This is a genomic window from Kosakonia sp. MUSA4 (genome assembly GCF_013085925.1).
GTDB classification, from domain to species: Bacteria; Pseudomonadota; Gammaproteobacteria; order Enterobacterales; family Enterobacteriaceae; genus Kosakonia; species Kosakonia sacchari_B.
Genome location: NZ_CP025697.1, coordinates 4,912,595 through 4,926,929 on the forward strand (window position 1 = coordinate 4,912,595; position 14,335 = coordinate 4,926,929).

Annotated in this window: 11 protein-coding genes; 1 reads left to right on the forward strand and 10 read right to left on the reverse strand. The window is 56.3% G+C overall.

Annotated features, from left to right (window positions below; all coding sequences use genetic code 11):
* Window positions 1–13: 13 nt before the first annotated feature.
* From aaeB to aaeX, 3 genes are read right to left on the reverse strand one after another with little or no spacing between them, the layout of a single operon-like run.
* The gene (gene aaeB / locus C0557_RS23350; RefSeq protein ID WP_208661538.1) at window positions 14–1,981 is read right to left on the reverse strand and encodes a p-hydroxybenzoic acid efflux pump subunit AaeB; all 1,968 of its coding nucleotides are present in this window, start codon (window positions 1,979–1,981) and stop codon (window positions 14–16) included.
* A 5-nt stretch (window positions 1,982–1,986) separates the two neighbouring features.
* Window positions 1,987–2,919 carry a p-hydroxybenzoic acid efflux pump subunit AaeA gene (gene aaeA, locus C0557_RS23355; RefSeq protein ID WP_208661540.1) on the reverse strand — a complete coding sequence of 311 codons (933 nt, stop codon included), beginning with the start codon at window positions 2,917–2,919 and terminating at the stop codon, window positions 1,987–1,989.
* Window positions 2,920–2,926: 7 nt separating this feature from the next.
* On the reverse strand, window positions 2,927–3,130 hold the full coding sequence (aaeX, locus tag C0557_RS23360; RefSeq protein WP_007369870.1) for a p-hydroxybenzoic acid efflux pump operon protein AaeX: 204 nt from the start codon (window positions 3,128–3,130) through the stop codon (window positions 2,927–2,929).
* 176 nt (window positions 3,131–3,306) lie between these two features.
* Between aaeX and aaeR the strand changes: the two genes are divergently transcribed.
* Window positions 3,307–4,230, forward strand: coding sequence for an HTH-type transcriptional activator AaeR (gene aaeR / locus C0557_RS23365; RefSeq protein ID WP_074778618.1), 924 nt, complete (start codon window positions 3,307–3,309; stop codon window positions 4,228–4,230).
* A gap of 39 nt (window positions 4,231–4,269) precedes the next feature.
* Here the strand turns inward: aaeR and tldD are convergent, their stop codons facing one another.
* From tldD to mreB, 7 genes are all read right to left on the reverse strand, one after another.
* Window positions 4,270–5,715 carry a metalloprotease TldD gene (gene tldD / locus C0557_RS23370; RefSeq protein WP_074778655.1) on the reverse strand — a complete coding sequence of 482 codons (1,446 nt, stop codon included), beginning with the start codon at window positions 5,713–5,715 and terminating at the stop codon, window positions 4,270–4,272.
* Between the two features lie 84 nt (window positions 5,716–5,799).
* Window positions 5,800–9,612 carry an AsmA2 domain-containing protein YhdP gene (gene yhdP, locus C0557_RS23375; RefSeq protein WP_208661542.1) on the reverse strand — a complete coding sequence of 1,271 codons (3,813 nt, stop codon included), beginning with the start codon at window positions 9,610–9,612 and terminating at the stop codon, window positions 5,800–5,802.
* Between the two features lie 54 nt (window positions 9,613–9,666).
* On the reverse strand, window positions 9,667–11,136 hold the full coding sequence (gene rng / locus C0557_RS23380) for a ribonuclease G (protein WP_074778622.1): 1,470 nt from the start codon (window positions 11,134–11,136) through the stop codon (window positions 9,667–9,669).
* Window positions 11,126–11,719: a nucleoside triphosphate pyrophosphatase gene (locus C0557_RS23385; protein ID WP_074778624.1), complete on the reverse strand. Its 594-nt coding sequence runs from the start codon at window positions 11,717–11,719 to the stop codon at window positions 11,126–11,128. Before C0557_RS23385 ends, rng begins: the two co-directional genes overlap by 11 nt.
* A gap of 8 nt (window positions 11,720–11,727) precedes the next feature.
* Window positions 11,728–12,216, reverse strand: a complete 489-nt coding sequence (gene mreD, locus C0557_RS23390; RefSeq protein ID WP_007369864.1) for a rod shape-determining protein MreD — start codon at window positions 12,214–12,216, stop codon at window positions 11,728–11,730.
* Window positions 12,216–13,214: a rod shape-determining protein MreC gene (gene mreC / locus C0557_RS23395; protein ID WP_007369863.1), complete on the reverse strand. Its 999-nt coding sequence runs from the start codon at window positions 13,212–13,214 to the stop codon at window positions 12,216–12,218. Before mreC ends, mreD begins: the two co-directional genes overlap by 1 nt.
* Before the next feature lie 64 nt (window positions 13,215–13,278).
* Complete coding sequence (gene mreB / locus C0557_RS23400; RefSeq protein ID WP_006818047.1) at window positions 13,279–14,322, reverse strand: rod shape-determining protein MreB; 1,044 nt, start codon at window positions 14,320–14,322, stop codon at window positions 13,279–13,281.
* Window positions 14,323–14,335: the final 13 nt, after the last annotated feature.

Sequence of the window (14,335 nt, forward strand, 5' to 3'; positions counted from 1 at the left end):
GTCGGTTCTCTGTTTAGTTGCTGGTCAGCGCATGCTGATATTTGTGGAGCATCCCGGTTAATCGCTGCACCGGCTCGGTCACCTGCGGCGGCGCATCCCAGATGCGCAGTTTCTCCTGGTAGATATCCAGCTCTTCCAGCAGTTGCGTAAAGTAACGCCGTCGTCTGTTATCCGATCCGGCCGAAATCACTTGCGACGCGGTACGGCGTAACTGGCGATGAAAAGCGGAAAGATCATCGTTGATCGGCACCGGCGCATCGCGCAGACGCTGGTGGGCAATAATCAACGTTAATGCCAGACGAAACTTCGCCACGTCGCCGGGGAATTTGTTCAGCAGTAAAAACAGTTGCTGATACAGCGCCGGCAGATGGTTCTCTTTACGTCGCGCCGTATTGGTGGTCATTGCCGATACCGCCGCCGAAACAAACTGATTCAACAACGTACGCCCGGTGCGCGCCTGCGAGTTATCCCGCACCAGCAGCAGAACCACCATCGCCAGCACCACGCCCACTAACTGGCCGAGCGCATTATCGAGAAACTGGCTGAATTTAAAGGTCATTGGGTTATCAAGCACCAGAATGTTGATGGTGCCCGCCAGCGTCGCCATCGATCCCAGACGGCGCTTCTGTACCTCAATGCCGATGAAAAAGGCCAGCACCGCCAGACTGATACAGAGCAGTAGCATGCTTTGTTGTGTCGAGGGAATAATCACCAGAAAGAACAATGCTCCGATCGGTAGCGCCCACAGCATGCCGTAGATAAAGTCTTTTGCCACCATTTTCGGGTTCGGCAGACGCATCGCCAGCGAGGTAACAACGGCAATCATGACCATTGATCCACTGCCGGATGTCCAGCCAGTCCATAGCCAGAAAAGCGTACCCAGCATGCATGATAAGGTGGTGCGCCAGAAGTTAACCATTGCGTGGTGACGTTCGGCGGATTCCGCTTTTACCACCACTTCGCCCTGGAGAACCTCTTCTTCAACTGCACTGATTTTGGCATTACCGATGACACCGCGTTTCAGCAGCAGATAGCGCGTCGCCGCGCCCACCCAACTGTAGATGGTTACTGGCGTATCACGCTCACCGGTCCAGGCCACCACCCGGCGCATGCGTTTCAACTGTTTATGCACATCCTGCACATTGTCGACAGGATCCGCGAACAGTTCCCGGAAGGTATCAGTGACCAGTTCCGGGCGCGTATTCTGAATAAGGTAGGTTTCGCAAGCCTGAGTAATCAGCGTCAACGACAGCGTGTTGATGACTTTTAACCGCCGGTTAGCACGCCCCCAGCGGGAGGATTCAATCTTCAGATTGCTGCGCATGCCTTCCAGCGCGGTGGTACGGCGCACCAGCGCAGCCCACGCTTGATCCACCTCTTCTCTATCGCCGTGCTTGATACACAATTGCATCAGTTGATAGTGCGCCACCAGCAGAGCGTCCAGCTCACGGTCAATCTCACGTTTGATCGAGCGTGGGGAAAACAGCAGATCGGCAACAATAGCGCAGAGGATGCCGACGACGATTTCGCTACAACGCTCCACGGCATATTGCGGCGCCAGCAGCGGCTCGGTCTGAATGGTCACGACGATGATTAACGCGGTATATCCTGCCAGCCCCCAGGCATAAGAGTTTTCAACCCGTACCAGCGAGGAGAGCCAGGTACAAAAACCAGCCCAGATACAACACACCATCAGCATCAGTAGCGGCGTGCGGATCAAGACAATGATGATCGCCAGACCGGCAATACAGCCGATAAACGTCCCGACAATACGCAGCATCCCGCGGTAACGGATAGCGCCAGAATAGGGCTCGCCACCGGCGGCAAACGCCGGGCCAGCCGCAACGATCGCGGCGGTCAGCACCGCCCAGCGCGGCGTTTCAAGCTGAAAGTGAAAACCGACAAACAGCGCCAGCACCACGGCAAAGGCCAGCTTGACGGCAAAGCGCAAATGCTGGCTGGCTATCGACAACAGCCCCATAGCGATTACCCCAGCTCACGCAGGCGGTGGGCCATTTTACGGAAGAAGGAGTCCTGGCTTTCGTCACGATCGGTTTTCCCGGTCACGACAACGGTCGCGGTCGTGCCCGCAGGCCAGAGATTTCCCAGCTGTTTGTCGAGGCGAATACGTACCGGCACGCGCTGGGCCAGACGCACCCATTCCAGGTTGGAATCGATGGTTGCCATCCCTTTGCTGTCGTTGCTGCTGCTGGAGTTGGTCACACCGGCGGCAATACTGTCCACCGTGCCTTTCAGCACCCGGTTACTGCCGAGCGGCGTGATCTCCGCCCGGTAGCCAGGACGAACGCCTTCGAGTTTGGTCTCTTCCATATAAGCCAGAATATAGAAAGAGTTCTGTTTCACCAGCGCCACAGCGGTGGAACCGCGGGTAATAAACTCACCGGCGTAAACATTCAGGTTGGTAACCCAGCCGTCAGCCGGTGCGCGGATGATGGTGCGCTCCAGATCGAGTTTCGCCAAGTCGCGAGCCGCTTGCGCTTTCGCCAGCTGGTGCATCGCCGTTTGCAGTATGTTGTTCGCCTGGTCGATCTCTTCGCGCGACATCGCCTGTACGCCTAACTGATTACGACGTCCGGCCTCGCGGCGCTTCTCGTTGACCAGTGCATCGTAATAAGCAACATCCGCCTCATCTTCTGCCAGCGCTTTCTGGTAGCGGGGCTGATCGATGGTGAACAGCACTTGCCCCTCTTTTACCAGTTGGTTGTCATGCACGTTGACCGAAGTCACCAGCCCGGTGACATCCGGCGCAATGGCAACGACATCTGCGCTGAAGCGCGCATCGCGCGTCCAGGGAGATTCGGTGTAATAGACCCAGGCGCGGAAAATTGCGATGAACGCCAGGATAACCAGAACGACCGTAATGGCGGTACGGGAGATATTTCTTGTTAGTGTTTTCACTTCGACCTCAAACAAACAGACGCGACAGCAGATAAAACAAGCAGCAGTACAGCGCAGTATTAAATAACGCGGGATGCCAGACGAAATCATAGATTCCGGTGGGGATCAGCACCCGTCGCACCAGCCAGAAAATCGCCAGTGACAAAATCAATTCGAAAAAAATCGGTGGGAACGACAAACCGAACACCACGATTACGGGAAACAGACTCATGTTGACCTTGATTCGAGAACAAGCAGGTGAAATTGTTTTTACGTCACCGCAGGAATAGGACAAGGAGTGCCAGGGCGAGAGTGACGTGAATATTCTTCAGAGATAGTATATTAACGTAACTGTTATGCTGTTATCTATATTGTGTGATCTAAATCACTTTTAAGTAAGAATGAATAATGGAACGACTAAAACGCATGTCGGTGTTTGCCAAAGTGGTGGAATTGGGTTCATTTACCGCCACCGCCCGACAGCTGGAAATGAGCGTTTCGTCCATCAGCCAGACGGTGGCGAAACTGGAAGATGAATTACAGGTCAAGCTGCTAAACCGCAGCACACGTAGCCTGGGGCTGACCGAAGCCGGAAAAATTTACTATCAGGGATGCCGTCGCATGCTGCATGAAGTGCAGGATGTCCATGAACAACTTTACGCTTTCAACAACACGCCGATTGGCACGCTGCGCATTGGTAGTTCTTCAACCATGGCGCAAAATGTGCTGGCAAAAATGACGGCAGAGATGCTGAAAGAGCATCCGGGGTTGACCGTTAACCTGGTAACCGGCATCCCGGCGCCGGATCTGATCGCCGACGGGCTGGACGTGGTGATCCGCGTCGGCGCATTGCAGGATTCCAGCCTCTTCTCCCGCCGCCTTGGCGCGATGCCGATGGTGCTGTGCGCGGCGAAAAACTATCTTGCCCAATATGGCGTGCCGGAAAAACCCACCGACCTGGCAAATCATTCGTGGCTGGAATATAGCGTCCGTCCGGATAATGAATTTGAACTGATCGCGCCAGAAGGGATCTCAACGCGGCTGATCCCGCAGGGACGTTTTGTCACCAACGATCCGATGACGCTGACGCGCTGGCTGACCGCCGGTGCCGGGCTGGCTTATGTCCCGCTGATGTGGGTGATCGATGAGATCAACAGCGGCCAACTGGAGATCCTGCTGCCGCGCTACCAGTCCGATCCGCGCCCGGTTTATGCGCTGTATACGGAAAAAGATAAGCTCCCGCTGAAAGTGCAGGTCTGTATTAACTACATGACGGAATATTTTATTGAAGTGGCGAAGGTGTATCAGGGAATGCAGGGGCGCAGTGCCTGAGCGGGTAATCCTCTCCCCACAGGGAGAGGATTTTAACGATTAAGCCGTACCGCCCACCGTCAGGTTATCTACTTTCAGCGTCGGTTGACCCACGCCAACCGGCAGGCTTTGTCCCTCTTTGCCGCATACGCCAACGCCGTTATCCAGCTTCAGATCGTTACCGACCATCGAGATCTGCTGCATGGCTTCGATCCCGGAGCCAATCAGCGTTGCGCCTTTCACCGCTTTGGTCACTTTACCTTTCTCAATCAGGTACGCTTCCGAGGTGGAGAAGACGAACTTGCCGGAGGTGATATCCACCTGGCCGCCGCCGAAGTTTGGCGCGTAGATCCCGTAATCAACGGACTCGATAATTTCCTGCGGCGTCGATTTACCGGCCAGCATATAGGTGTTGGTCATGCGCGGCATCGGCAGATGAGCATAAGATTCACGGCGGCCGTTGCCGGTCGGTTTCATGCCCATCAAACGCGCGTTCATCTTGTCCTGCATGTAGCCTTTCAGCACGCCATTTTCGATCAGCACATTGTACTGCCCCGGCGTGCCTTCATCGTCAATCGCTACCGACCCGCGACGATCGGCAATCGTGCCGTCATCAACCACCGTACAAAGCTCTGAAGCCACCAGTTGGCCCATCTGCCCGCTGAATACCGATGTGCCGCGACGGTTGAAGTCGCCTTCCAGACCGTGACCAACCGCTTCGTGCAACAGCACGCCCGGCCAGCCCGCGCCCAGCACCACAGGCAGCGTGCCCGCAGGCGCCGCAACAGCAGACAAGTTCACCAGCGCCATGCGCACGGCCTCTTTCGCCCACGCATCTGCACGCACATCGCCATCAACATCTTGCAGGAACCAGTCATAACCGAAACGACCGCCACCGCCGCTGGAACCACGCTCGCGTTTACCGTCATCTTCCACCTGCACGCTCACCGAGAGACGCACCAGTGGACGCACATCGGCGGCCAGCGTACCGTCGGTCGCCGCAACAAGAATCAATTCATAAACGCCGGTCAGGCTGGCGGTCACTTCCTGCACGCGCTTGTCGGCCGCGCGCGCCACTTTATCCACGCGGCGCAGAATATCCAGCTTCTCTTCGCGGCTCATGCTTTGCAGCGGATCAAGGCTGGTATAAAGCGCCGTATGTTCCACCGCACCCAGCGTCTTCACTTTGCCGTCGCCGTCTTCACGCACAATGGTACGCGCGGCCTGCGCGCTCTGCTCCAGCGCCAGCAGGCTTATCTGGTCGGCATAGGCAAAACCGGTTTTCTCACCGCTCACAGCGCGAACGCCCACGCCCTGATCGATATTGTAAGAGCCATCTTTAATGATGCTGTCTTCTAAAACCCAGGATTCGTGATAGCTCGACTGGAAATAGAGATCGCCATAATCAAGACGACGCGCGGTCAATTGACCGAGAATGGCAAACAGATCCTGATGACTCAGGCCATTCGCTGCCAGCAGTTGTTCACTCACCAGATTAAGACTCATCATTTTTTACTCATCGTTGCCGCCACATCGGGCAATAAAAAAAGCGATACAAGGAGCTTGAGGCAATTCGCCGATGCCGTCAAATCATTGCGTTTTGTCCGTGCGCGGCTGGCGCAGGACTTCGTTAATCTGCGGCTGATCGACCGGGCCAGTAATGCGGTAGCGCAGAATAGAGACTTTATTCCATAGCGGCCCCAGCACTTTACTGGCGGCAAACACTGCCGCGCCTACGATCGGGTTGACGGCGAAAGCGGCCGCCACGCCTACGGTTGCCGAAATTTCCGGGGCCACTACCGCTTCAACATCCAGCTCGCGGCGCACCAGATCGACCGAACCTTTCATCGCGATATCCGCTTCCAGCCCGTCCACCAGCGTATCGTCGCTGTGCAGCACGCCATCTTTGATCCATGCAGTGCTGCGGATCGAATCAAACCAGAACCCTTCACTGCTGAAGGTATCGCTAAAATCGAAGCGCAGTTTGCGCAGTAGCGCATCGACGCTGAACAGGCGCAACACCTGACCCGCATGACCGGTACTGATATCGGTGATCTGCCCTTTCCCCAGCCGCGTACGCAGAATGCCGTTCAGCGACTCTTCCTGCGGCTGCCACGGCGGGCTGCGCCAGTGCAGGTCGTAGTTGATATCGAAAGAGGCGTCGCGTACCGGCGTCGGCACGCCAAAGAAACTCATTGCTGAATCAAGTTTCTCACCGCGCAGCACACCTTTCAGCGAGGTGCGTTCCGCCCCTTCCCGGTTCACCCATTCGCCGTCTGCCGTCAGCCGCGCGGTGCCGCTGTCCACCAGGCCATTCGCCAGCGTCATCGTATCGCCATTAATCGAGAAATCACCGTCGATGCGGCCATATTTTTGCCCCCACAGCCAGCATTCAGCACAGCGCAACTGCAAATCCGGCCAGCCGGTAAAATCAATACGGGTTTTGCCGCGCAGCAACGTCGACGGCGACGAAATATCATCATCATTCGGCTGCGTATTCGACGGATTGTAATAGAGGTAACGAATGGCCGCCTGCCACGGCGCATTATCGCGCAGCGTCAGCGTACCGCTAATTTCCCGCGCCTGCGCCTCAATGGTCGAGCCGGAAAGCTGCGGCTGCGAGACGATACTCAGGTTATTCCACTGCTGCCCGCCCAGCGTCAGCGCTGGCGTGCGTAACGTGATGCTGGAGGGGAAACTCGTTGAATTACTGACATTATTCGCCACGCCCTTGCGGAACAGCGCCAGCCACTGCGCGCCGTTCATCGCGGGGAGATTCAGCTCCAGCCCGGCCTGTTCCGGCAATGGCGGAAGGGTGCGGCTATCCGACGCCCAGATCCCACGATCGAGCGTAAGTTTATTGTTAAGCAGCCAGCGGCTGTTGAAGTGATTATTGCTACCGGCGTTGCCGGTCAGCGCAAAGCTACGCAGATCGCCATCCACTTTTAGTTTTACCGGCAGCGCCTTACCTGCGGCTTTATCCAGCGGCGGCGGCAAGGTGCTGGCGATGTTACTCAGATCGCCATCAATATTGACCTTGTAGGTCGCACCGCCGCGATGCGGCAGTTCGACACCAACATCCCCTTTCCACGCCACGCTGCCACCGAGCGCAGACTCAAGTTGTGCGGGTAATACGCCCGTGCGCGCTGGCTGCCAGTTGCCGTTGAGATTGACCGCAACCTGGTACGCTTTATCGCCTTCGGTGGTGGAAAAATCGAGGTTCAGCGGCTGATTAAACCAGGTCGCCTGTAACGGCTCGCTCTTCAGGGTGCCATTATCGAAACTGAATTTGCCGCTGAGGTTTTTCAGCGTGCTGTTGAGCGGCTTGATAAACAAGCTGTTGTTACGCAGTGCCACATCGCCTTTGGCGACGGTCATCTCGCCATCCAGCGGAATATCAAGATGTAAGCGAGCGCTTACGTCGCCATCAAGTTGCAGCTCATCCAGCGCGCTGGCCAGCGTATCGTGCAGCGGCGTCTCTTTGAAATAGGGGCCAACTGCTTTGCCAGGGCCGTTAATATCGGCATCGATCAGCAGCTTCTCTTTTTCGTAATCCGGAATAATCGCGGTCAGATTGCTGGCGGTCACGCCGCCGAGGGCCACCTTATCGCTTTTCATCCACAGACCGTCATTGAGGAAATCCAGCTCGATATCCAGATTTTGCAGCGCCGGCCAGTCAGGCTGAAAAGCAAAGGTCGCATTGCGCAGCGGCACCAGCACTTCAAACTGACCTTCATTGTGCTTATAGGGGAATAAGTGCGGGTTACCGCCGTACACCAGCGTGGCATCCTGCGCCTGTCCGCCTTTAATGGCGGCGCTGAGATACGACACCAGCGCTTTGCCCATCAGGTTTTGTGGGAAGTAGCGCCAGGACTGCCCGGCGTCGGAAACATCAATCCCCGCCAGAATGCCAAGCCAGGGTTCATCACCTTGGGGCTGGAGATAACGGAAACCGCCGTGCGCATGCAGCGCGTTCGCCTGCACATCAATGTTATGCCCATCAAGCTGGAAGCCATGTTCGTTCTTCTGCCAGTTCAGCGTAGCGTCCGCTTGCTCAATCTCCAGCGGAGCCGGGAACACGCCGACGTATGGCATTTTCGCCTGTGTCACTGCGCCCGTTAAGCGCCCATCAGCGAGGCTGCCTTCCAGCTTGCCGCTGAAATGTTCAACGCCCGGCAACAACTGCCACTGTTTCCAGCGGATATCTTTCCACTGTGCCTGAAAACGCGTTTTGTCGGCTGCCTGCAGCGGGATATCCAGCGCCAGTTGCTCCAGCGAACCTTCCGGCTGCATGGTGCGCCAGATGTCGTACAGGGACGGCGAGATCTTCTGCGCAATAGGCAGCAGCCCTTCCAGCCCGCTCAGCTCAAGGTTGTTGGCGCGAACGCGTAATTCATCGCTGCGAACGCCGTTCACTCCGCCCGCTTCCTGCGCCGGAACCCAGGCGAAACTCAGCGCGCCCTGCGGCCATGCGCGGTCATCAATAGCGATACGTGTTACCGGCACATCAAACTGCCAGCCTTGCTGTTGACGGGAAACATGAACAGTCAGGTTATCGACCGTCAAACGATGGGTGGTTGCCTGCTCTCCCTGCCAGCTTGCGCCGCCTTTTTTCAGCCACGCATCGCCGCTTTCCACCACGCCTTTATTCAGCGTCATCCAGCCCTCAAGGCTAAAACGGGCAGAGTCGAGCGCCACGTTGTCCTGCATCCATGTGCCGAGCCACGGTTTAACATCAATATCATCGGCTTGCAGCCAGACACGGCCATTATTCAGCAGCCCGTTGTCGTCGCGGAGATCCATCCGAACCTGCATCACACCGTGCTGCCCGGTCAGGCTCGAGAGACTGACTTGCCCCTCAGCGCGGTGACGATCGTTGCCGTTAAGCCAGGTAAGCTGCGGGATCGCCAGTTCGGCGCGTTGGCCGGAAAGCGTCAGAAAACTGACGCGGCTGTCGCGAAGATCGAAATGATCGAACTGGCGTAAGAAGAGATCGCTGATGCGATCGCTGGCAATCGGCTCACCGTTGTCATTCCGTTGCAACGGCGTATTGGTGCGCGCGACCAGTTGATAAAAGGTGAGATTGCGGAACTGCCAGCGCAGGTGCAGCAGGCTCTGCCAGACATCCAGCGCCAGCGTCACGCGCTTAACGGAAAGATCGCCGCCATCATTCAGGCGGGCTTTGATATCGCGCACTTCCAGCTCAGGGCCGAAATTCTCCCAGCGCGCCTGCAACTGGCTGGCCGAAACCGGAATGCCGGTTTGCGCCGTGATGCGCGTCAGGATCTCCTCGCGCCAGTTATCCAGGTGCGGCAACACCAGGCGCAAACCGCTCACCAGCAGCGCCGCGATAACAATCAGCGTCGCCCCTGTAAGCAGCAATATCCCCGGCAGTCGCCTCACGCCTCTCTCCTTGTCAACCCAATCAGCCCCGCTCGTGCCGCAGCACGCTGCGCATTACATCATGACTACGTCAAACTGCTCCTGATTATAGAGCGGCTCGATTTGCACTTTTACCTGCTTGCCGACGAAGATTTCCACCTCGGCCAGCGCGTGCGACTCTTCGCCTTTCAGGGTTTCCGCTACCGCAGGTGAAGCATAGACCAGGAAGCGATCGGAATCGTAGGCATGGTGGACGCGAACGATCTCGCGCATGATCTCATAGCACACGGTTTCCACGGTTTTCACCGTTCCCCGGCCATGACAGGTGGGACATTCGTTGCACAGGACGTGCTCCACGCTCTCGCGCGTGCGTTTGCGGGTCATCTCTACCAGCCCAAGCTGGGAAAAACCGTTGATACTTGTTTTTACCCGATCTTTGCTCAGCGCCTGCTCCAGCGAATGCAGCACGCGGCGGCGGTGATCCTCATTATTCATATCAATAAAATCAATAATGATAATGCCGCCAAGGTTACGTAACCGTAGCTGGCGGGCGATCGCCTGAGTGGCTTCGATATTGGTGTTGAAGATAGTGTCATCGAGATTGCGATGGCCGACAAATGCGCCGGTATTAATATCGACAGTGGTCATCGCTTCGGTTTGATCGATAATCAGATAGCCGCCCGATTTCAGTTCGACCTTACGCTCCAGCGCGCGCTGAATTTCGTTTTCCACATCGTAGAGATCGAAGATCGGCTGGCGGCCGCTGTAATGTTCCAGTTTGCTGGTCATTTCCGGAATGTATTCAGCCGTAAACTCAAGCAGCGCCTCAAAGGTCAGCCGTGAATCAACGCGAATACGATCCAGATGCGCATCGGCAAAGTCGCGCAGTACGCGCTGCGCCAGCGCCAGTTCGCCGTAGAGTTTGCAGCGCGTCTGCTGGCGCTTCTTGCGCTCCATCACTTTCGTCCAGACACGCTTAAGATAAGCGGCATCAGACGCGAGATCCTCTTCGCATACGCCTTCGGCGGCGGTACGAATAATAAAGCCGCCCTGCTCATCGCAGTAGCTGGCGACGACCTGCTTCAGGCGGTCGCGCTCGGCTTCACTTTCAATACGCTGGGAAACGCCAACGTGCGCCGCACCCGGCATAAACACCAGATAGCGGGACGGTAGCGTAATATCTGTGGTGAGGCGCGCACCTTTGGTGCCGAGCGGATCTTTGACCACCTGCACCATCAGATCCTGCCCCTGGCGAACCAGTTCGGAGATATCGCGAACGGTGAAGTTTTTCTGCTCTTCCCCGGCGACGCATTCGGTGTGCGGCATAATGTCGGAGGCGTGTAGAAACGCCGCCTTTTCCAGACCAATATCTACAAAAGCCGCCTGCATACCCGGAAGTACCCTGCTGACCCGACCTTTGTAGATATTGCCTACTATCCCGCGCCGTGCTTCGCGCTCGATGTGAATTTCCTGAAGAATACCGCCGTCAATATAGGCGACGCGTGTTTCCGATGGTGTAACGTTGACCAACAATTCAGCCGTCATGATTATCTCTTCCTTCACGCAGTGCGTTAAAATTGCTCAGCAATTCCCAGGTTTCCACCAGCGGTAAACCCACAACGGCATGATAACTACCGTTAATTTTCCTGACGAAACACCCACCCAGCCCCTGAATGCCGTACGCGCCGGCTTTATCCAGCGGTTCTTTGCTTTCGACGTAGGCGGCAATATCCTTTTCTGATAACACTCTGAAGGTCACTTCTGTTTCCACCAGACAATCGAGCAGGTGCTGGCGATCGGCCAGCGCCACAGCAGTCATGACCTGGTGTGTTTGCCCGGAAAGCAGACGTAACATACTGGCAGCATGCGAGGAGTCTTTCGGTTTTTCAAGCACTTCACCATTAAATATCACAATCGTGTCCGCGCCTAACACCGGCAGATCGCGCGGCACCATCGCTACGCCCGCCAGCGCCTTCTCACGCGCAAGGCGCAGAACGTACTGCCGCGCGCTTTCTTGCGGCTGGCGTTGTTCTTCAATTCCCGGAACGATACGTTCGAAAGCCACACCCAATTGGGTGAGCAGTTCCTGACGACGGGGGGAGCCGGAAGCGAGCCAGATATCTGTCATAACAACCTTTATTGCACCGCAAACTGCTGGCGGATCTTACGCATTAACAGGAAGAGCCACGGCCAGAGCACGCCATTTACGAGGCTGCTCCAGAAAATGTCGGGCTTGAACGAAACGTTAATGACCAGGAACTCAGCCCAGAAAACAATCACTTCGGTCGCCAGCGACAACAACATTACCACCAGCGCCTGTTGCCAGAGCGCCAGATTACGGAATAACTGAAATTTCAGTGCAACCAGATAGGCGACAATGCTTAATGACAACGCACGAACGCCAAGGGTGGATCCGCTAATCAGATCCAGTATGGCACCCATAGCGAACCCCGTACCGACATTTACGCGGTGCGGGAGCGCCAGGATCCAGTAAAGCAGAATAAGCAGCACCCAGTTTGGCCGGTAAACAAGAATGTCGTCCGGCCAGGGCATGATTTGAAGCAACAGAGCAATGAAAAACGAGAGCCAGATAACCCAGCGCCCCTGGCTACGGTAACTTGCCACTATTGCCCTCCCGGAGAGAGTTGCGGCGGCGGCTGTGTAATACCGGTTGCCGGAGCAGGCATCGGCGCAGGCGGCCCCATCACATCAGGCGAAGGCAGAACCTGCGGCATCATTTGCAGTAGACGTTCATTCGCCACGCGGTGTACATCTTCCGGCGTCCGTGGATTGGTACCGTTACGATCCGCGCCCCACAGCAACAACAGATAACGTAAACGTTGCAGACCCGCCGTCGGACGCGCCTGAATCACCGTATACGCACGCTGCGTATCCAGTTTCACCGATGAAACAACGGCAACCGGATATCCCTCAGGAAAACGACCGCCAAGACCGGAGGTAACCAGCACATCGCCCACGCGAATATCGGTGTTCGCGGGAAGGTGTTCCAGTTGCAGATCATCGGTACAGCCGTTACCGGCGGCAATCACGCGGATGTCGTTACGCAGAACCTGAATCGGCAATGCGTGCGTCGCATCGCAAATCAGCAGCACGCGGCTGGTCAGTTTCGCCACTGCAACGACCTGACCGACGACGCCTTTGTCGCTGATCACCGGTTGGCCTTCGTAAACGCCGTTCGCGCTGCCCTTATCGATGACAACCTGATCGCTGTACGGATCGTTCACCGTTGAGATCACCTGGGTCACCATCTTCTGCTCATCCTGACGCAATGGCGATCCCAGCAGTTCACGCAGGCGCGCGTTCTCCTGTTTGTACTGACCTAACATCAACAGTTCGCTGTTTTTCAGCAGCAGTTCCTGACGCAATGCCCGGTTTTCAAGCTCGAGTTGGTCGCGCGATGCCAGCGTTTGCGACACGCTGTCGAGTAATTCACGGGGACCGTTGGAAATAAAATAGAAGGGACTGACGGCAGTATCCATGTACGTTCTGATCTGGCTGAACGTACCGAGGCGGCTGTCGGCGATGATGACTCCAAGCGCCACCAAAACCGCCAGAAAAAGGCGAATCTGTAGCGACGGGCCACGGCTAAAAATTGGCTTCATAGGCTTTGCGTATTCTCAGGCCAGACAGAACCGGAGCGGAATATCACTCCGGTTCTGACGCGGACTATTCTTCGCTGAACAAGTCGCCGCCGTGCATGTCGATCATTTCCAGCGCCTTGCCGCCACCACGCGCTACACAGGTCAGTGGATCTTCTGCAACCACAACAGGAATACCGGTCTCTTCCATCAGCAGGCGATCGAGGTTACGCAGCAGCGCGCCACCACCGGTCAATACCATGCCGCGTTCGGAGATGTCGGAAGCCAGTTCCGGCGGGCACTGTTCCAGGGCAACCATCACGGCGCTGACGATACCGGTCAGCGGTTCCTGCAGCGCTTCCAGGATTTCGTTGGAATTCAGGGTAAAGCCGCGCGGTACGCCTTCAGCCAGGTTACGGCCACGCACTTCGATTTCACGCACTTCGTCGCCCGGGTAAGCGGAGCCGATTTCGTGTTTGATACGTTCAGCGGTAGCTTCACCAATCAGGGAACCGTAGTTACGACGGACATAATTGATGATCGCTTCGTCGAAGCGGTCGCCGCCAATACGCACAGAAGAGGAGTAAACCACGCCGTTAAGAGAGATAACCGCAACTTCCGTGGTACCACCACCGATATCCACAACCATAGAACCGGTCGCTTCAGATACCGGCAAGCCTGCGCCAATTGCGGCCGCCATCGGTTCTTCAATCAGGAAGACTTCACGCGCGCCTGCGCCCTGTGCGGATTCACGAATCGCGCGGCGTTCAACCTGGGTCGCGCCAACCGGCACACAAACCAGAACACGCGGGCTAGGACGCATAAAGCTATTGCTGTGCACTTGTTTAATAAAGTGCTGCAACATTTTTTCGGTCACGAAGAAGTCAGCAATAACGCCATCTTTCATCGGGCGAATCGCTGCGATGTTGCCCGGTGTACGCCCAAGCATCTGTTTCGCTTCATGACCTACAGCGGCCACACTTTTCGGTGAACCGGCACGATCCTGACGAATGGCCACCACGGACGGCTCATTCAATACGATGCCTTGTCCTTTTACATAAATCAGGGTATTCGCGGTACCCAGGTCAATGGACAGGTCATTGGAAAACATGCCACGAAATTTTTTCAACATACTAAGGGATAAT